Annotated in this window: 17 protein-coding genes; 12 read left to right on the top strand and 5 right to left on the bottom strand. The window is 37.0% G+C overall.

From position 1 onward, the window contains the following. Positions 1-57: 57 nt before the first annotated feature. The 3 genes from KKD45_01635 to KKD45_01625 form a co-directional block, all read right to left on the bottom strand. Positions 58-333, bottom strand: coding sequence for a hypothetical protein (locus KKD45_01635; protein MBU4309205.1), 276 nt, complete (start codon positions 331-333; stop codon positions 58-60). A 140-nt stretch (positions 334-473) separates the two neighbouring features. After that, positions 474-848 (bottom strand): hypothetical protein, encoded by a 375-nt coding sequence (locus KKD45_01630; GenBank protein ID MBU4309204.1) that lies wholly within the window; start codon positions 846-848, stop codon positions 474-476. Between the two features lie 218 nt (positions 849-1,066). Next, positions 1,067-1,270, bottom strand: a complete 204-nt coding sequence (locus tag KKD45_01625; GenBank protein MBU4309203.1) for a hypothetical protein — start codon at positions 1,268-1,270, stop codon at positions 1,067-1,069. A 130-nt stretch (positions 1,271-1,400) separates the two neighbouring features. On the opposite strand from KKD45_01625, the gene murJ reads away from it, so the two are divergent. The 3 genes from murJ to KKD45_01610 are packed head-to-tail and all read left to right on the top strand — an operon-like array spanning position 1,401 to position 6,489. Beyond that, a complete protein-coding gene (gene murJ / locus KKD45_01620) occupies positions 1,401-3,047 on the top strand; it encodes a murein biosynthesis integral membrane protein MurJ (protein MBU4309202.1) in 1,647 nt (548 codons plus the stop codon). 23 nt (positions 3,048-3,070) lie between these two features. Continuing rightward, on the top strand, positions 3,071-4,087 hold the full coding sequence (gene mltG, locus KKD45_01615) for an endolytic transglycosylase MltG (GenBank protein MBU4309201.1): 1,017 nt from the start codon (positions 3,071-3,073) through the stop codon (positions 4,085-4,087). A 38-nt stretch (positions 4,088-4,125) separates the two neighbouring features. Further along, positions 4,126-6,489 carry a DUF3160 domain-containing protein gene (locus KKD45_01610; GenBank protein ID MBU4309200.1) on the top strand — a complete coding sequence of 788 codons (2,364 nt, stop codon included), beginning with the start codon at positions 4,126-4,128 and terminating at the stop codon, positions 6,487-6,489. Between the two features lie 39 nt (positions 6,490-6,528). Here the strand turns inward: KKD45_01610 and KKD45_01605 are convergent, their stop codons facing one another. Further along, positions 6,529-8,205 carry a hypothetical protein gene (locus KKD45_01605; protein ID MBU4309199.1) on the bottom strand — a complete coding sequence of 559 codons (1,677 nt, stop codon included), beginning with the start codon at positions 8,203-8,205 and terminating at the stop codon, positions 6,529-6,531. Between the two features lie 314 nt (positions 8,206-8,519). On the opposite strand from KKD45_01605, the gene KKD45_01600 reads away from it, so the two are divergent. From KKD45_01600 to KKD45_01590, 3 genes are read left to right on the top strand one after another with little or no spacing between them, the layout of a single operon-like run. Next, positions 8,520-10,298 carry a glycosyltransferase family 39 protein gene (locus KKD45_01600; GenBank protein MBU4309198.1) on the top strand — a complete coding sequence of 593 codons (1,779 nt, stop codon included), beginning with the start codon at positions 8,520-8,522 and terminating at the stop codon, positions 10,296-10,298. Positions 10,299-10,312: 14 nt separating this feature from the next. Next, positions 10,313-11,467 (top strand): tRNA guanosine(34) transglycosylase Tgt, encoded by a 1,155-nt coding sequence (gene tgt, locus KKD45_01595; GenBank protein MBU4309197.1) that lies wholly within the window; start codon positions 10,313-10,315, stop codon positions 11,465-11,467. 11 nt (positions 11,468-11,478) lie between these two features. Further along, positions 11,479-11,625: a hypothetical protein gene (locus KKD45_01590; GenBank protein MBU4309196.1), complete on the top strand. Its 147-nt coding sequence runs from the start codon at positions 11,479-11,481 to the stop codon at positions 11,623-11,625. Positions 11,626-11,719: 94 nt separating this feature from the next. Here KKD45_01590 and KKD45_01585 read toward each other — a convergent pair whose 3' ends face one another. Next, positions 11,720-11,932 carry a hypothetical protein gene (locus KKD45_01585; protein MBU4309195.1) on the bottom strand — a complete coding sequence of 71 codons (213 nt, stop codon included), beginning with the start codon at positions 11,930-11,932 and terminating at the stop codon, positions 11,720-11,722. A gap of 201 nt (positions 11,933-12,133) precedes the next feature. Between KKD45_01585 and KKD45_01580 the strand changes: the two genes are divergently transcribed. From KKD45_01580 to KKD45_01555, 6 genes are all read left to right on the top strand, one after another. Continuing rightward, positions 12,134-12,532 carry a response regulator gene (locus tag KKD45_01580; protein MBU4309194.1) on the top strand — a complete coding sequence of 133 codons (399 nt, stop codon included), beginning with the start codon at positions 12,134-12,136 and terminating at the stop codon, positions 12,530-12,532. Next, complete coding sequence (locus KKD45_01575; GenBank protein ID MBU4309193.1) at positions 12,525-14,435, top strand: HlyD family efflux transporter periplasmic adaptor subunit; 1,911 nt, start codon at positions 12,525-12,527, stop codon at positions 14,433-14,435. The genes KKD45_01580 and KKD45_01575 overlap by 8 nt, the downstream gene beginning before the upstream one ends. 232 nt (positions 14,436-14,667) lie before the next feature. Next, positions 14,668-14,943, top strand: a complete 276-nt coding sequence (locus tag KKD45_01570; protein ID MBU4309192.1) for a hypothetical protein — start codon at positions 14,668-14,670, stop codon at positions 14,941-14,943. Between the two features lie 28 nt (positions 14,944-14,971). Next, on the top strand, positions 14,972-15,682 hold the full coding sequence (locus KKD45_01565) for an ABC transporter ATP-binding protein (protein ID MBU4309191.1): 711 nt from the start codon (positions 14,972-14,974) through the stop codon (positions 15,680-15,682). Between the two features lie 110 nt (positions 15,683-15,792). Further along, positions 15,793-17,043 carry an ABC transporter permease gene (locus KKD45_01560; protein MBU4309190.1) on the top strand — a complete coding sequence of 417 codons (1,251 nt, stop codon included), beginning with the start codon at positions 15,793-15,795 and terminating at the stop codon, positions 17,041-17,043. Positions 17,044-17,049: 6 nt separating this feature from the next. Beyond that, complete coding sequence (locus KKD45_01555; GenBank protein ID MBU4309189.1) at positions 17,050-18,339, top strand: ABC transporter permease; 1,290 nt, start codon at positions 17,050-17,052, stop codon at positions 18,337-18,339. Positions 18,340-18,374 lie beyond the last annotated feature (35 nt).

Below are 18,374 nucleotides of genomic sequence, written 5' to 3'. Positions count from 1 at the left end.
TGAGTAAAAAAAAGACGGGACGCAGCTTGGTGCTGTGTCCCGTTTTGTGTTCTGGCGCTAATATCCTCGTTTGGCTTTATTCATTTTTTGTTTGGCAATTCGCTTACGTCTATTTTCTTCTGCACTTCTTTGTTGTGCGGCTAACCGCCAAGCCATAGACATTTCCGCTTCTCTGTGCAAGTCCTCATTTTCTATTTTTATCGTATTAGCCATAATCAGCATTCCAAGAAAAGCAACAAAAATAAATCCGAGCCACTTGAAGATTTCAATTTCAGTTGATTGATAGGCGATTTCTAATAAAATTGCGCCAGCGACGGTGATGAAGTAAATCATGCCAAATCTCCTTTTAAGGATTAATACATATAATTTAAAAGAACTAAGCTAATAGTTAAAATTAATGTATTTTTTGTATTTTGTCAATTTTGCTAAAAAAAGGGGGATACAGTGCTGGACTGTATCCCGTTTTGTTGTTTTTATGCCGATACCCGCTGCTGGTTGTTTTGCAGGCCAATCGTGTTGTACCAGGATTTTTTCCTTCTCCTTTGGGTTGAGAGCGCTATTCGGGCGACATTCGCCTTGGCGATTTCCAATTCAGCCAAAGATTTCTCTCTGTCCCAAACATCATCCTCTCTTTTGTCCAGTATCTCGACATATTTGGCGAGGAGGATTTGCTTGCCCTCGTTTTCTTTTTCCAGTGAGCGATTTCTTATCATCAGATGGACGCGTCGTGAATCACTATAAAGCAAATAGGCGAAGACGATGATGAGCAAAAAAGAGCCGATAAAAAAAGAGTTGATGGGGTGATTGACATAGTATGCCATTATATAATCCTCAAGTGTTACTTCCATGTCCGTTCTCCTTTGTGTGTTTTTAATATTCAGTTGTCAAAAGAGCTAAAATAATTATTAAACTTAGCACATTTTTTATCTTTTGTCAATGGCGGGCGAAAACAATAGAGGAATTTATGTTTTTTTAGTGCTAATTATAGCTGTAAATTTAATGTTGAAGATGTGCTTGAATGATGATATAATAAAAGTAATGAAATTTGAAAAAAAATAGGATGCAGCTATTGCTGCATCCCTTGCTGAATTTCTTGCTGGATGTTGTTTGTTTGTATTGATGTGTTTTTTTGACTTGGTTCCCCGTATTGGTAGGCAATGATCAGGCAAATGATTGCCAGTTGTCCCCATTTTCTTTTTTTAAATCTTGAGATTGTGAGTAGTAAAAAAAGAACAGGCAAAAGCATGTTAAAAATATCGTGTAATGACATGAAAGACCTCCTCTTTGTTTATTTTAGTATGTGTATAACGTTTCCTATATGATAATCTATTTTAAAAAAGTCGTCAAATAAATTTGCCCTCACCCCAGCCCTCTCCCGCCAGGGTGAGGGAGTATCAAATATGATTAAAAAGCTTTTTTCCGGACAAATTAATAGTATTATGGTGGCAGCGCTTTTAGTGGCGATGTCTTCTTTGGCGAGTCGCTTTTTAGGTGTTTTTCGAGATCGGATTTTAGCGGGTGAGTTTGGGGCGGGCGACACTTTGGATATTTATTACGCCGCTTTTAGAATTCCGGATTTTATCTTTAATCTTTTAATTTTGGGTGCCTTGTCGGCCGGCTTTATTCCAATTATTACCGGTTTGATTCGCGATCATGAATGCAAAAAAGAGCAATTAATTTTTAAAAATCCAAATAAGGAAGTTTGGGAGTTGTCGAGTAATATATTGAATATTTTGGGAATTGCGATGTTTGGAATTTCCCTTGTCGGTATTATTTTTGCTCCCTGGATTATGAAAGTAATTACGCCGGGTTTTGGCGTGGATAAACAAGCACAGGTGGTGAGCTTGACGCGGATTATGTTCTTGTCTCCATTGTTTTTGGGTATTTCTAGCGTTTTGGGCGGTATTTTACAATCGTTCAAGCGTTTTTTTGTTTATTCCTTTTCGCCGATTATGTATAATTTGGGAATAATTTTGGGTGCCCTTTATTTAGTACCTCTGTGGGGAGTTTACGGTTTGGCCTGGGGGGTGGTGTTTGGTTCATTTTTGCACATGCTAATTCAGTTGCCAGTAATATTTAGCATGGGTTTTAAATATCAAGCGATTTTGAATTTTAAAGATAAGAATATTATTAAGATTGGCCGCATGATGGGACCGCGGATTATGAGTTTGGGAATTTCACAGATTGAATTACTGTCAATTACCGTGATTGCTTCCACGTTGCCAAGTGGCTCCTTGTCTGTTTTTAATTTTGCCAATAATTTACAGTCATTTCCGATTGGTGTCTTTGGGATTTCTTTGGCAATTGCCGCATTTCCAACTTTGTCCGCCGTGGCTTTCAATGAAAAGAAATTAGTGGAAAACTTTTCGAATGTTTTTCGACAGATTATGTTTTTTATTATTCCGGCCATGGTTTTGTTTTTGACCTTGCGGGCACAGATTGTACGCGTCGTCCTCGGTTCGGGTAGTTTTGATTGGAATGACACAGTGCTTACTTTTGAAACTTTGAAATTTTTTGCCTTTTCGCTTTTTTCTCAAGCTGCTTTACCACTTTTGGCCCGGGTTTTTTATGCGCGACATAATTCCAAAATGCCCTTTTATGTCGGCATTTTTAGTGCAGCGATTAATGTTGGCTTAGCTTTGTATTTTGTGCGCAGTGGTGATATTTCCAGCCTGGCTTTGTCATTCTCAATTGCCAATACTTTGAATTTTGTCTTGCTATGGATAATGTTACGTCGTGAAGTGGGCAGGGACTTGGATGAGAAGCGCATTATCACCTCAATTTTAAAATTAGCCGTGGCTGGGGTTTTTGCCGGTTGGTCAATTCAAAGTGCCAAAATTATGATTGCGGCTTATGTGAACATGGATAAACTATGGGGTGTTTTTTTGCAAGGTTTTATTGCGGGCATGATTGGTCTTTTGGTTTTTGCCGCCTTTGCTTCATTGTTGCGTAGCGAAGAATTCTTTTATTTTTGGAATGCTTTTAAGAAGCGAATACCGTGGCGAAAGATTGAGACTGGAGATCAGGGCGAGGCGCGTGGAATTTAAAATTTTAAATTAAAAATATATTTATGAAATACCTAAAATATCTCATCGCTGTTATAATTATCATCCCGGTTATTGGTGTCTTGAATTACAAATATGCCGTTAAATCTCCTTTTAATACACGCGGCGAGAATCTGATTTTTGTTGTGCAAAAAGGTGATGGTGTCCGACAGATTGCATCCAATTTGCAAAGTGCTAAATTGATAAATTCAGCTCTGTTTTTTAATATTTACGCCAAGAATAATAATTTGGCCACAAAATTTCAAGCGGGTGAGTATGAATTGAGTGCTAAATCATCCATGGGTGAGATTGCAGATATTTTGGTGAAAGGCAAGGTGATTCGTAAAGAAAAAGAAGTAAAGTTTATTGAAGGTTGGACTACAAGAGAAATGGATGCTTATTTAGTGAAGGCGAATATTATTCAGTCTGGTGATTTATTAGACTACTCCAAAAATGAAATTGGCAATTTGAAAACTAATTATGATTTCTTGAATGATTTGCCAGTAAATGCGACACTTGAAGGTTTTTTGTTTCCCGATACCTATAAAATTCACGAAAATGCTAAGTTGGATACTGTCGTAAAAAAAATGTTGAGCAATTTTAATGGTAAATTAACGGAGGATATGCGTGCGGATATCAAGAAACAAGGCAAGACTATTTATGAAATTGTCACCATGGCTTCATTGATTGAAAAAGAGGTGAAGAGTTATGATGATAAACGCATGGTGTCGGGAATTTTTTGGAATCGAATCAAGAACGGCCAGGCTCTGGAGTCTTGTGCGACCCTGGCTTATATTCTGGGTGTGAATAAAAAACAATACACTTATGAAGATACCAAAATTGATTCTCCATATAATTCCTACATGAATCGCGGCTTACCACCGGGGCCAATCAGCAATCCGAGTATTAATGCGATTAAGGCGGCAATTTATCCGATTGCCAATGATTATGTGTACTTTTTGAGTCGTTTTGATAATGGTGAAACGGTATTCAGTAAGACCTATGATGAACATTTGCTTAATAAGGCTAAATATCTTAAATAACTTTTTCAAAAAAAAGAAAAAGTGCTATAATATTATCAATGTTTGACGATGATCACAACAAAAGAATAAATCCTTATCTCCAGGGACAGCAGGCTCAACCGAAGAGCTTATTTGATGATGGAGAAACGAAATCTCAAAAAGCACTCATTGTTATTGCTATTATAGTCGTTGCCACAATTGTGGCTTTTTTATTTTATAAATACGAAACCAGAAAGAATGGCTATAATCCAGCTGACCTCTTACAATCGAATAATGCTATAGAAATTAGTAAGTTGCCGATTGAAATTAAGGATGAAGTTAGCAGTAGTACGGAGAGTTTAATAACCAAAGAAAATTCAAGTGAGAAATTAACTTTTGGTAATTTTTATAAAAAACAAGAATTTCCTTACAAGCAGATCGACGCTTCTTATGAGTTGCCGATAAATATTAAGTCGGCTACCACCAATTACTATGACTTTTCTCGAAAGATTAATTTAGATCAAGAAACTATTGATAGGTTAAATAAAAATGGTTTTGCGATTGCAAAAAATACTGTCGCTGGCGATAAGCGCGATTTTTGGAACACTTATCAGAAATTAGTTAGTCTAAATGTGCCAATAATGATTACTAGTGATTTTTTGATGTATTATTTTGAAAATAACATTAAATCAATTTATAAAGAAATTGAAAAATCTGTTTTTTATGACAATCTTTGGGATATTAATATGGCGATGTATAACAAGGCCTTGGTGCGTTATCGAACCTTAGCTAGTGGTAATGATGCTGAAAATAACCCATTACTAGAATCGGCGAGATTGGAACTGTCTTTTTTTGCGACCGGACTGAAACTTCTTGAGCCAAGAAACGTACAGATTAGTGGCACTAAGTTGATTGATGAAAACAAGTTTAGTCCGCAGGAAATTAAAAAATATACCTTTGAGATTCCTGATTATTTAAAAAATGGTACGATTGAAAAAGAAATTGCTTTTATAAATGAAGCTAATGGTGAACACCGATCGCCGATTTTTTTCTATAATAAAGATTATTCAACATTTAGAGTTCCAAACGCCTACAGGAATAATGCAAAATTGTATAATTTCTTTTTGGTTACCGAGTGGATGAGGACCGAGTTTCCGCTTTATCAACAGTCGGCTGAATGCCCAAAGTGCCTCTTGGATTATGATGATTGGAAAATCAATCTTGGTGCGGCTAGTTTTATTTCTGATGATTTGTATAAAGATTTAGAGTTGAAGAATAAATGGGCGATTGTTTATAAGTATATTTCTTTCTTTTCCGGCCTACGCCAGGACTTAACTTTTTTAAACTATAATGCTGCGTTTGTAAAGTTGTTTGGCGAAAACTATAATCTGGAAAATATTTTTGCTAGAGAAAATCCCAATGAACAAAAAGATTTTGCAAGTATTCAAAATGAATTATCCAATTATGCCTTTTCTGAAATTGAGGGGACATACTCAAGAGAGTTAAAGAATAGGAAAAATTTAGGCATGCGACTTTTGCAGGATTATTTCTGGCCGAATGATCATATTTTTGATTATCTATCCGGACCGGAATTGAGAAAAAATAAAAATAACGGAGCAAAATTAATTACCGAATGTGTTACGAATCGAGTAGTTTATCGTTGTAATAGCTTTGGCTTAGATATTGTTAATTTATTAAAACCGATTGATAGTGGCTATTCCTATTTTACAAGCAATACCTTGGAATATTCCGGTTATCAAGAAAGGCAAAATAATATTTTTCAACAAATAGCGAATTTTAATACAAATGCATGGAATAATAATATTTATTGGATGACATTGGATATGTCTCGACCGATACTGGAGCAGAAGAGTAATACAACTTATGCCAAAAATCCTTTATGGCAAACTGAAAAGAGCTATAACACCGTCCTTGGCTCTTGGGTGGATATTCATTTGGTGGGCGACGAGTTTGTTAATTATTCGAATAGTACAGTGATTGCTGAAAGTAATCTAGGTGGTAATTCCTGCAATAAATATAATATTGTCGAACAAGATATTGAATTTATAAATGAATTGATATCAAGAGGGGAAATGCTTTCTGGGTTGACAGATGCTTTGGATATGTCAAAAAATACCAATGGTGTCTCAATTAAGTTAAAGAAGTTGACTGATGAATTGAGGAAATTCCGCGAGATAGAGAAGGCGGAATCAGAGGGGGTGCTTGTGGCAGAGGATGATTGTCGTTTTATTAAAACTTTTGTCAATAATTATTCCGCGAAAGAAGGCGATGCCAACTTCTTTATTGTTGGTCAAGATGGCGGCTCTGTAAGAGAGAGTAATAATGGCGCCAAGTTATTATTTGTTGTTAATCAAGACGCCGAAGGTAAGAAAACAATTACCGCTGGACCTATTTTTGATTATCAAGAAAGTCGTCTCAGATAAAGCTTCCTCTCCCCGCCAGAAGAGAGCTGGGGTGAGGGTTTACTTCGAGTACTTAAAAACATAAACCTCATTATTGATATTCTCAAAAGAATCAGCTTCATTCTTTGCCTCTTCAAGTATTCTTGGAAAAGCCCACCAGTATTTGTTTAAAATAAAATAAACCGTTTGTGCGCCAACAATGTCCATTGCCTTGTTGGCGTTTTCTTTGCTCGGTTTTTCGTAAATCATTTTAAGATATTGTTGATATAGAATTCCGCCGGTGGGAATGGAGTAGTAGAAAACGTCCTCATTGTTGACGGCATAGTATTTTTTGAATTCAAATTCATGAAGGGCGGCAGCGCTAACTTGTTGGTTGGCGAGGACGATATAATCACCCTGGGCGTTGTTATTTATCCACTGCACGGCTTTGACATCGTCTAGACTAGTGGAAGTGCCGTGTGAATTGAAATAATTGTCATAACGCGGGTATGAGCCATAGAGATTGATTGAGATAATAACAGCTAAACTGCTAGTAAGAATGATTCTGGTGGTTTTATTTTGATGTAGGATGTCGTCGGCTATTTTATATAGGGCCAAAATTGCCAAGGGGGTGGAAAAAATAATCGTAACCACTAAAAGTCGATTGGCATAATCGCTACGCTCATAATCGATTAAAAAATCAAATGGTTGGAGGATTATAAATAAATAAGAAATTAGAGATGAAAGAATCATTAAAATATAAATAAAATGTTGCGGAAAATTTCGTTTGTTTTTCCAGGCAATAAAAATTCCAAAGCCGGTCAAAAGGATGATGATGTATTGCCAGTTAAAACCGATGAGATAGGCGGTGTTGAGCCAAATGTTTTGTTGTTGGGGGATAATGATCTTTAACCAGGAGAAGTCGAGGATATTTTTGAAAATTGCCAGGCTAAAATTTAAATGATTTTTGTTTAAGGTTAAAAAAAGGACCGGCAGTGTGAATGATGATAATAAAAACAGACCTGAGTATAAATATTTTTTCTTCGGCGAATGGTCAAAATTAAAAATAGTCAGATATGCAGCCACGGTTAAGGCGGGTATGCCGGCAATGGGTTGAATAATAAAGGCGCTGAAAGCGAGAAGATAAATCAGGATGAGGTCTAGGTAGTTTTTGCAGACCAGACTGAACAAAACACTAAGCAATAAAAATAAATAAGCCAAATTTTGCGGAGTAGAAAGAATGAAAATATTAAAAGGCAGGATGAGTAGTGCTAAAACCGTAAATTTGATTTTTTTGTCATTATCAAGCCAGCGCCTGAGAGTGCTGATAATAGTGATTGGTAAAAAAAGACTAGCCATGACCGGTACGATAAATTTATTTAACAGGAAAACTGGAATTAGAAATATTTTGTGCAGGGCGATAATTACAGAATAATAACCGGCGTAATAAAAAGTCTTTGGCGTGATAAAGCCGAACTTGATGATGTGATTAATGGTAGCTTCGTGAATGTAGGGGTCAAAGCCGTAGCCTAGTTTATAGACAAAAGCAGCAATAGCAAAGCTGATGAAATAGTGAATGGATAAAAGAAGGGTGGATAAATGGTTTTTCTTGGCTATATTGAGGAGGAGGACAAGAGTTGCTAATAAATAAATGATGAAAAAATAACCGGGGATTATGGTCCATGGTGAAATAACTGAATTCGGGGTAGCGTTTTTCAGTAAAATAAAAATTAGCCTGAAGGCCAAGAGGAGATACACAGTAGGAATTATCCAATTGCGCGAGTAAAGGTTGATTTGTTTTTCATTTTTGAAATTGACTTTTTTGTTTAATGTTATTATAATAAAAAAAATGAGTACGGATGTGACTATGGTCAAAAAAAGGCCTAAATTATTAAGGGCATATATTTTGTAGATAAGTCCGCCAATCGAAATGATTAAGGAGATTAATATTAAACTGTATTTTAAAAGTTTTTCCATAAGTTTATTTTAACTTAAAAATTGGCAAAAAACAAGAAACATAAATTTTGTCATCCTAGAGCGAGGCGATAGGATATCAATCTTTGGAAATGAAAATGAATATTTTGAAAAAAAATTGGCATCTGATTTTACTGACTATTTTGACGGTATTATTTTTTTTGACGACCAGTTATTTTAATTACAAAACGCAAGAATTCCAAAAATCAACTGGCGAAGGGGTTGATTTTGTGAAGTGGACATCACCGGACGAGACGGCTAATTATGTCTTTACTAAGTATTACGCTCAAGAAAATAAATTAATAATTCGCGAAAATTATAATTTAATGGCGAGCGATATTATGCGGCCGCGTAGTTTTCGTTCTGATCATGGTGATATTAAGCCGGTCAGTTTTTTGGGAATTATTTTGGTCTATGGCACAATTGCGAAGGTATTTTCTTATCGCGTGATACCGTTTTTGACGCCACTATTCGCCTCCTTTGGTTTAATTTTTTTCTATCTATTAGTGCGCAAGATTTTTAGCAAAGAAAATGCCTTGATGTCGACTTTTATTCTGGCTTTTTTCCCATCTTATGTTTATTACACAGTTAGAAGCATGTTCCATAATGTTTTGTTTACTGTTTTTTTGGTAATTGCTTTGTATTTTGGAGTAATGATGGTGGAGCGTTTTGAGGGGACCAAGAAAAAAACGATATTGAAAGGTTTGTTTTTTGCGATGCTGTCTGGTTTATTTTTAGGGCTCAGTGTTATAACCAGAACATCAGAGTTGATGTGGATTTTGCCGATGGTGCTAGTTATTTGGATTTTTAATATCAGAAAAATCGGTTTTTATCGTCCGATAGTGTTTTTGGTGTTTTTACTTGTCGCCCTGTTGCCTGTTTTTCATTTTAATACAATATTGTATGGCGCCCCTTTGTCGGGTGGCTATTCAGAAATGAACAGTTCAATTCAAAACCTTAAAGATTCAGGATCGCAAATTTTCCAAACAACCGTGAGTGGTAATTTTAAAAATTATGCCGGTATAATTGCCAAGGTCAAGGAGACTTTATTTTATTTCGGTATCCATCCGCGCCAAAGCGCGCATATGTTTTTGTATTATTTTGTTGAAATGTTTAATTGGCTCTTTTGGTTGGGCTCAGCCGGAATTTTATTATTTGTTGCCAAGTTTAAAAAGAGCAAAAAAAGACAGTGGGTGTTTTTATTGTCCTTGTCGGTGATTTCTTTTATTTTGGTAATTTATTATGGCAGCTGGACTTTTTATGACAATCCGGATCCACGTAGTCATACAATTGGTAATTCATACACGCGCTATTGGTTGCCAATGTATTTAGGCATGATTCCGTTTTTTGTTTATTTATTAGTGCAAATAAGTCGGACAATCGCCAAAGTGGTAATTAGTAAGAATGAGCGCGTTGGACACGTTTTTTTTAATTTTCATATTTCCCGAAAATTTTTCACTAATGCGATGCGAGCAATAGTGCTCATCGCAATCTTTTTTTGGTCAGCAAATTTTTTGTTAGCTGGCTCCGAAGAGGGTCTGGTTTATTTATATGAAAAAAGTACAAGGACCAGAGCGGAGTGGCGCGATTTAATTAGCTTAACGGAAAATAATTCTGTATTAATTACTCGATATCATGATAAATTAGTATTTCCAGAGAGGAAGGTGATTGTTGGTGATTTTACTGATCCCAACATGGTGGTTATTTACGCAGAGCTAGCTGGAAAATTGCCAGTTTATTATTATAATTTTTCTCTGCCACCGAAAGATGTTGAATATTTAAATACACGCAAATTGGTAGAGTTTGGTATACAGTTAAAGGTAATTAAGAGATTAAATTATGATTTTACACTTTATAAGATTGTAAAAACTAAGTAATTTTGTTGAAATAAATGTTTGAAATAATAAAAAAATCCAAAAATAATCAAGCACGAGCAGGTATCTTGAAAACGGCACATGGTGAAATACCGACACCTTTTTTTATGCCAGTAGCGACGCAAGGGACGGTTAAGCACATTTCCGGCGAGGATATGCGCAGGTTGGACGCGTCGATTTTATTATCCAATACCTATCATTTAATGTTGCGACCTGGAGAGGCCTTGATTAAGAAATTCGGTGGCTTGCATCAATTTATGAATTGGGAAAAACCGATTTTGACGGATAGCGGTGGTTTTCAAGTTTTTTCCTTGGCGGGTAATAAAAGTAAGACCGGTAAAAGCTTGGTGCAATTAAATAGTGATGGTGTAAAATTTAAATCCTATATTGACGGCCGAAAATATGACTTGACACCGGAAGAATCTTTGCGGATTCAAATGGACTTGGGTGTGGACATTGCCGTTTGTCTTGATGAGTGCGTGGCTTTGCCGGCGGAGAGAAAATACGTCGAAGAGTCGGTGGCGTTGACCACTCATTGGGCGGCGAAGACGAAGAAATACTTGGAACAAGTTAAAAAGAAGAAAAAGGCTGTACCCTTGGTACATGCCGTCATTCAAGGTGGCCTGGACAAGGAGTTGCGTTTGCGGAGTTTGAAAGAATTGATTGAGGTTGGTTTTGATGGCTATAATATCGGCGGTTTGAGTGTGGGGGAAACGGCGAAGGAAATGTACAAGGTGCTAGATTATTTAACTCCAGAAATGCCCGAGGACAAGCCGAGATACTTGATGGGGGTTGGTTATCCAGAAAATATTGTCGAAGCCGTCAAGCGCGGTGTGGATATGTTTGACTGTGTTATCCCTACTCGCGAAGGTCGTCATGGTCGTATGTTTGCCTGGAAAAAGAATTCCAAAAAGATCCCGATGGGGAAGACGTGTGCGACCAAGACATTTTATGATACAATAGCAATTGGTAATGCGAAATTTGCTAATGATTTTTCGCCAATAAATAAAGATAGTAAATTGCCAGAGTTACGCAATCTGTCCAGGGCTTATTTGCACTATTTATTTAAAATAAAAGAACCACTAGGCAGTCGTTTGGCGAGTCTAAATAATTTGGAGTTTTATCTTGACCTTATGGAAGAGATAAGACAAAGTCTTAAAAACGAAAAATAGGGGGACGAAAAATGAAAATAATCATTGGTCTCGCGGTTGATAGTTTTTTGAGATTTTGTAAAAAAACAATTTCGACTAATCGCTGTCGTAATGCGACAACTGATGGTCGAAGGGATTATTCCCAAGCGTGGAGTAGAAAAATAAAAAGGGCTAAATAAAAAATGCCTACGAAGCCGGACAAAGATCCGGCTTTTTTATTTATAAAAAAAAGTGCGACCACTGGGTAGTGGTCGCTTGGGTGCGGTTATTATTTTAAGCCACCGCGGCTTTTTGTTTTTCCTTTTCAGGGTTGTGGGCGTATCGTTTTAAGGTGGATTTGCTATTGACAAGTTCCTGAAATTTTTCTTGGCAATCGTAATTGAGGAATCGATTTACGACTTTTTTTCCAGAAAAAACAGCGACGTGCTCCTGTCCGTTCACGATCGGTTTGCCGCTGAACTTGCAGGTGGTGTCTCCGCCCTTCATTATCACTTTTTTAACAATAAGACTTGCCAAGCTTCTACCTCCGTTTGTAAAGTTATTCAGAAAAACGAAAAAGAACAACAAAATTATTTTATCAGATATTAGCGTTTTGTCAATATTGGCGGTGTGCCCATTTTTATTTGTAATTTAATGCAATTTTTAGTATAATAATGATATAATAAAGTTATTAACAGATTTTAATATATGCCTAAAAAGATATTGATAATTGAGGATGATGCTAATGTGATGCATAGTTTGGGGGCGCAATTTCGGGTGGGCGGATTTGAGGTTTCTTTTAGTGATGGTACGGATTTTATTGGGAGTTTGATTGCGAAGATTAAGGTTGATAAGCCTGATTATATTGTTTTGGACTTAGTGTTGCCCAATATGGATGGTTTTGAGCTTTTGAATCGGATCAAGGCGGATGAAGATATTTTTATCACACCAGTATTTGTTTTTTCTGATATGAGTGATGCAGATGTGCGGGCTCGTTGTCACAATTTAGGCGCAGATTATTATTTCTTAAAAGAGGAATTAAATATTGATGAGTTTGTAGCTAAAGTTAAAAAAATAATTCAAAATAGAAGCAAATTAAATGACTAAAAAAAATAAAAAAAGAATAATAATTGCAGTTGTATTATTTGCGCTGGCAGGTGCCATAGCGACTTATTTTTCATTGGCAAATAAAACCACGACAGTTTATACTACCACGAAGGTTCAGAAGAGTAATATTGTACAGACAGTGAGTGAGACAGGAACAGTAAAGGCGGATAATGAGATTAATTTGAGTTTTGCTAATTCTGGTAGGGTAAATATTATTAATGCCAAGGTTGGTGACCAGGTCAAGGCCGGTCAGGTTTTGGCTGAGTTGGATTACGCAGCGCTAAATATTAGAAAACAGGAGGCTGAAGCCGGTTTACAGGTGGCTCGTGGTAATTTATCAAAATTAATCAGCGGCGCGACGTCTCAGGATATTGCCATTGCTCAAGCCAATGTTGCACAGGCGCAAAAATCCTACAATGCGGCTGCAAGCAACTTGGATAAAATTAGAAAAACCGTTAATGAAAATATTAGTCAGGCACAAAAAACTTTGAACGATTTGCAGTCTGGTGCCAATACTGACGTTACCCCGTCTGAACAGGCGATTGCGACCGCGCAGGTCAATCTAGGCAATACCAAAATGATTTACCAGAAAGATATTGATAATAATGTGAAAAATACCTTGGTGAGTGTGAGTGATAAATTAAATGTGATTAATAATTCCTTGGATGTTTTGAATCGAACTCTAAATGATGAGGATGGTGAGGATTTAATTAGTGTCAAGAACACCACATATTTAACTGCAACCAAGCTAGAGTATAATCTTGCAGTTGATTATTTGAACAATGCCAAGATCTCGTTGGCAAAAGCGAATGCGGATAAATCAAATGGAAATGTTCAAGACGCCGTTGATGATGCCTGGAAGGTGGTCAATGAAGCTAATACTGCTTTGCGTGATTGTTATAGCGCTTTGGAAAATTCCATTATATCAGCTAAGTTTAATCAGGCCGACTTAGATGCTTTGAAAGCTTCAATTAATAGGGAACAAGGTTTAGTTAGTGCGGCAGTCTCAGTAGTGCAACAGGCTATGCAAAGCCTTGATGGTGTGATTGTGAATTATGAAACCAAGGTTTCGACAGCTGAAGACGCATTGGCGCAGGCGCGAGCAAACTATAACGATGCCGTTAATAGAGCTAAAAATACGCTAACAACAGCCAAGATATCTGGTGATCAACAAATTAATTCCGCTCAGTCTAGTGTAGACTCAGCTCGTGTAGCGCAGGCGGTTGTCCAGGCGCAATTGGCTAAAATTTTAGCGCCAGCTAATACTTATGATGTTGATTTGACACAATCACAGATAAAGCAAGCTGAGGCCAATTTAAATGGAGTAATCAAGCAGATCGATGATAATAAAATAAAGGCACCGATTGACGCTGTCGTAACTCGTGTTGATTATTCTGTTGGTGAGCAAGCCACCCCCGGCAAGGTGGTGATTGCAATTTTGGGGGAAAATAATTTCAAAATCGAAGTCTTGATTTCGGAGGCGGATATTTCCAAATTAAAAATTGGACAAAATACAGAGATTACCCTCGACTCATATGGTGAAAATATTAAATTCAATGGCGTTGTGAATTTTATTGAACCAGCTGAAACCGTCATACAAGAAGTTATTTATTATAAGGTTATTGTCCTATTTACAGAAAAAAGTATTTCCTATACTATTAAATCAGGAATGACCGCGAATATTGTCATTATAACTGAAAATAAAGAAAATGTTTTGATTATTCCAAGTCGCGCTATGATTGATCGAGCGAGTGGCGAAAAATTTGTGCGAATTTTGCTTAATGATAAAGAAGTTGTTGAAAAAGACATTAAAATTGGGATTAAGGGCGATGACGGATTGGTTGAAGTTGTATCGGGCGTGAATGAGGGTGAGAGTATTATCACGAAGATTACTGAAAACTAAAATTATTTATTATAAATTAATAAACAAAAACCTATGTTTAATTTTTTCAAAGGAGAACAGATGCCTAGTCATCAAGAAACAACCGACAGTAACCAAGAAAAAGAGTCTGTTTTGTCAGCTCGAGAAAAAATAGATGAGGCATTTAGTCGTTTTAAGCAACAAGCCTAAGGAAAAATAAATAAAAAATTAAAAATCCGCCGTCACCAAAGCTGTGGCGTGGCGAAGCAAAAATATGACAGAAGAAAATTTTAAGGGAAAATTAAATAGCTTGATTACTGATTCTGACTTAAATACTGATCACAAAATTCTTTGGGAGATTTTTTCTAAAATTTCAATTCCCGAAGAGGATGAAGCGGTTTATGAGGCAGCAAGTGAAAGTAATGAAAATCTACATCTATTAACAGAACATTTACGTGATAAGATTTGGGATATGAAAAATAATGATGCGGAAACTTGGGCAAGATTGGTGGCTGATGAGCAAAGATATGCCAAGGTGTTAGAAAGCTAAAAATAATTTTTTATAAGAAACAACAATGTTGATTAAGGTAGAAAATTTACAAAAAGAATTCCACTCCGGAGAGGTCGTGACAAAAGTATTGCACGGCCTTTCTTTTGGTATAGCTGAAGGGGAGTTTGTGGCGATAATGGGACCATCTGGTTCTGGTAAGTCCACCTTGATGCATATTTTAGGCCTTTTGGATCGAGCAACAGAAGGACATTATTTTTTGGACGGCAAAGATGTGGTTAAATTAGATGATGAGGAATTAGCAATTTTGCGTAATGAAAAAATTGGTTTTGTTTTTCAGTCTTTTAATTTATTACCTCGAACGACGGTTTTTGAAAATGTAAAATTACCACTAACGTATTCCAAAAATAAAATTGACATGGATCAACGAGTTAAAGAAGTACTTGAAAGCGTTGGCCTTGGTCATAGAATGGACTATTATACTAATCAAATTTCCGGCGGTGAAAAACAGCGCGTCGCTATTGCACGAGCCTTGATTAATAAACCCTCGGTTCTTTTTGCTGATGAGCCCACTGGTAATTTGGACTCTAAATCTGGTGTACAGATTATGCAGATTTTGCAAAAGTTAAATGATGCCGGCAATACTATTATTCTTGTTACTCATGAAACCTACACGGCTGAACATGCGAAGCGTATTGTTCTCGTGCGCGATGGAGAAATTGTTTCAGATCAACCAGTCATTAATAGAAGATTTGCAAAAGATGGAGAGCTTCTAAAATAATTTTTAATTTCGAATTTTGAATTTTGAGTAATTGATGATTTTAAAAAATTAAAAATTAATTCATTTAAAATTGATTCAAAATTTAAAATTAAAATTTAAAAATTTCGGCAATGATCTCAATTGGGCAATCAGTTAAAAACTCGATTACGGCGCTTCTCAGTAATAAAATGAGAAGTTTTTTGACTATGCTTGGAATTATTATCGGTGTCGGGGCGGTAATCGTAATTATGGCAGTTGGCGCTGGTGCACAGAGTTTGATATTGTCACAGGTCAAGACTTTTGGCTCTAATTTAGTCGGCGTATTGCCTGGCAAATCAGATAATAACGGTCCGCCGGCTTCAGCGATGGGTGTAGTAATTACAACTTTGACTTATGAGGATGCCATGGCCATGAAAGACAAAAAAAATGTGCCAAACTTGGTTGATATTGTTGCTTATTCAAAAGGCGCCGGTAGTTTGCAATGGCAGTCAGCTTCTTATGATACGACAATTTCCGGGATATCTTCCGGTTATTTAAATGTGGAGGGTGGCAATGTGCAAGAGGGTCGTTTTATCGCAGAAGAAGAGGAGCGTAATTTATCAAAGGTGGTTGTGCTCGGTAGTACGGCTAAGACTGAGCTATTTGGAGAGTCGCCTGCGGTTGGGCAAAGAATTAAAATTAAGAAACAGATGTTTGAGGTTATTGGTGTAATGGAGGAGAGGGGCACGGTCGCTTTTCAAGATTATGATGACCAAGTTTTTATTCCAATAATGACAATGCAAAAGTTAATTGCCGGCGTCAATCATGTTGGCATGATCAGGGCTAAGGTTGACTATGAGGAAAATCTAAATGAGGCAGTTCTTGATATGCAAAAAACGCTTCGTGAAAGACATGATATCACAGAACAAGACGGTAGTCAGGATGATTTTGACGTGCGAAGCGCGGCGCAGGCGATTGATATGATTGGTACTATTACCGATGCTTTGAAGTTTTTCTTAGCCGCTATGGCTGCCTTGTCATTGATAGTGGGAGGAGTTGGAATTATGAATATTATGTTAGTGACGGTAACTGAAAGAACGCGTGAAATTGGTTTGCGCAAAGCTATTGGCGCCAATAACGCTAACATTATGAATCAATTTTTGATTGAGGCGATTGTAGTAACAACTATCGGCGGTCTTATCGGGATTGTTAGTGGCATAATTATTTCCTATCTTATTGCCGTCGTGGCGGTAAAGCTGGGATATGATTGGGAGTTTGTTGTGACACTGTCATCGGTAATTTTATCCATTAGTGTTTCGGCTTTTGTTGGGCTTGTTTTTGGAATATATCCAGCACGCAAAGCATCGAGGCTTGAACCGGTGGAAGCGCTGCGCTATGAATAATATACTATGTTAATAAATACTATTGTAAAAAGTTCAATCACGGCCATGTTGGCGAATAAAACCAGAACAAGTCTGACAATTTTAGGTATGGTGATTGGTATTTCGGCAGTTATTGTTGTTTATTCTGCTGGAGCGGGAATTGAGAGCTTGATTGTTGGGCAGGTGGAGTCTTTCGGAACCAACGTGGTGATGAGCGAGGTGCGGATTCCGACTGGGAAGAAAAGCCAGACCTCTAAAGATATGCAGAGTGGAGCGGCGATGGCTCAGGGCGTGCAGGTGACAACATTAACAGCCGGTGACTTGGATAAAATAAATAAAATTCCCAATGTGATTACTAGTTATGGCAGTATTATGGGGCAAGAACAGGTTAGCTATGAAAATGAAATGAAAAAAACTTTTGTTTTTGGAACAAACAAGAGTTATATAGACATTGATGCCAGTGAAGTAGAGGAGGGAAGTTTTTTTACCGACGAAGAGGAAAACTCATTGTCTGAAGTGGTGGTATTGGGTAGTAAAATAAAAGAACAACTTTTTGGTGAAAATGATTCCTTGGGCAAAATAATAAAAATTCGCAAAAATAAATTTCGCGTTATTGGAGTAATTAAGGAGCGAGGATCGGTAATGGGTGTAAATTATGATGAATTTGTTTTTGTGCCCTTAAAAACCTTGCAGAAAAAAATGATGGGCATCGATTATATGACCTATGCCGTGCATGAAATCAAGGATTTGAGTATTGCCGAGGACACAGCCGAGGAGATACGATATATACTGAGAGAGAATCATGATATTCCGCAACCAACCATCGATGCTAATGGTGTGGCGGATTTGAGCAAGGATGATTTTCGTGTGGCGACCATGGCGGAGACGATGGATATTCTTAATACGATCACGGGCGCCATTACTTTGTTGCTTTTGGCAATCGTGGCTATTTCGTTGATTGTGGGTGGAGTTGGGATTATGAATATTATGTATGTGATTGTGAGTGAGCGAACAGCCGAGATTGGCTTGCGTATGGCGGTCGGGGCGCAGAAGAGTGATATCTTATATCAGTTTTTAACTGAATCGATTATTATTACCATCTTTGGCGGTATTTTTGGGGTAATTTTTGGGGTGTTAATATCATTTTTGATTGCCCTGGGGGCTAATTCGTATGGTTTGAATTGGGACTTTGTCATACCGATAAAAAGCTATATTGTGTCCCTTGGTTTTTCTTTTGTCTTTGGTGTTTTGTTTGGTATTTATCCCGCTCAAAAAGCAGCGAAGTTGAATCCAATTGACGCTCTACGAAAAGAATAGCCAAAAATAGCTTAAAACATGACTAAAAAATTAAA

The sequence above is a fragment of the Patescibacteria group bacterium genome, from assembly GCA_018897195.1.
Taxonomy (GTDB): domain Bacteria; phylum Patescibacteriota; class Patescibacteriia; order Patescibacteriales; family UBA12075; genus JAHILH01.
The sequence above is the reverse complement of the archived record's forward strand: the minus strand, read 5'-3'. Positions and strand labels throughout refer to the sequence as shown.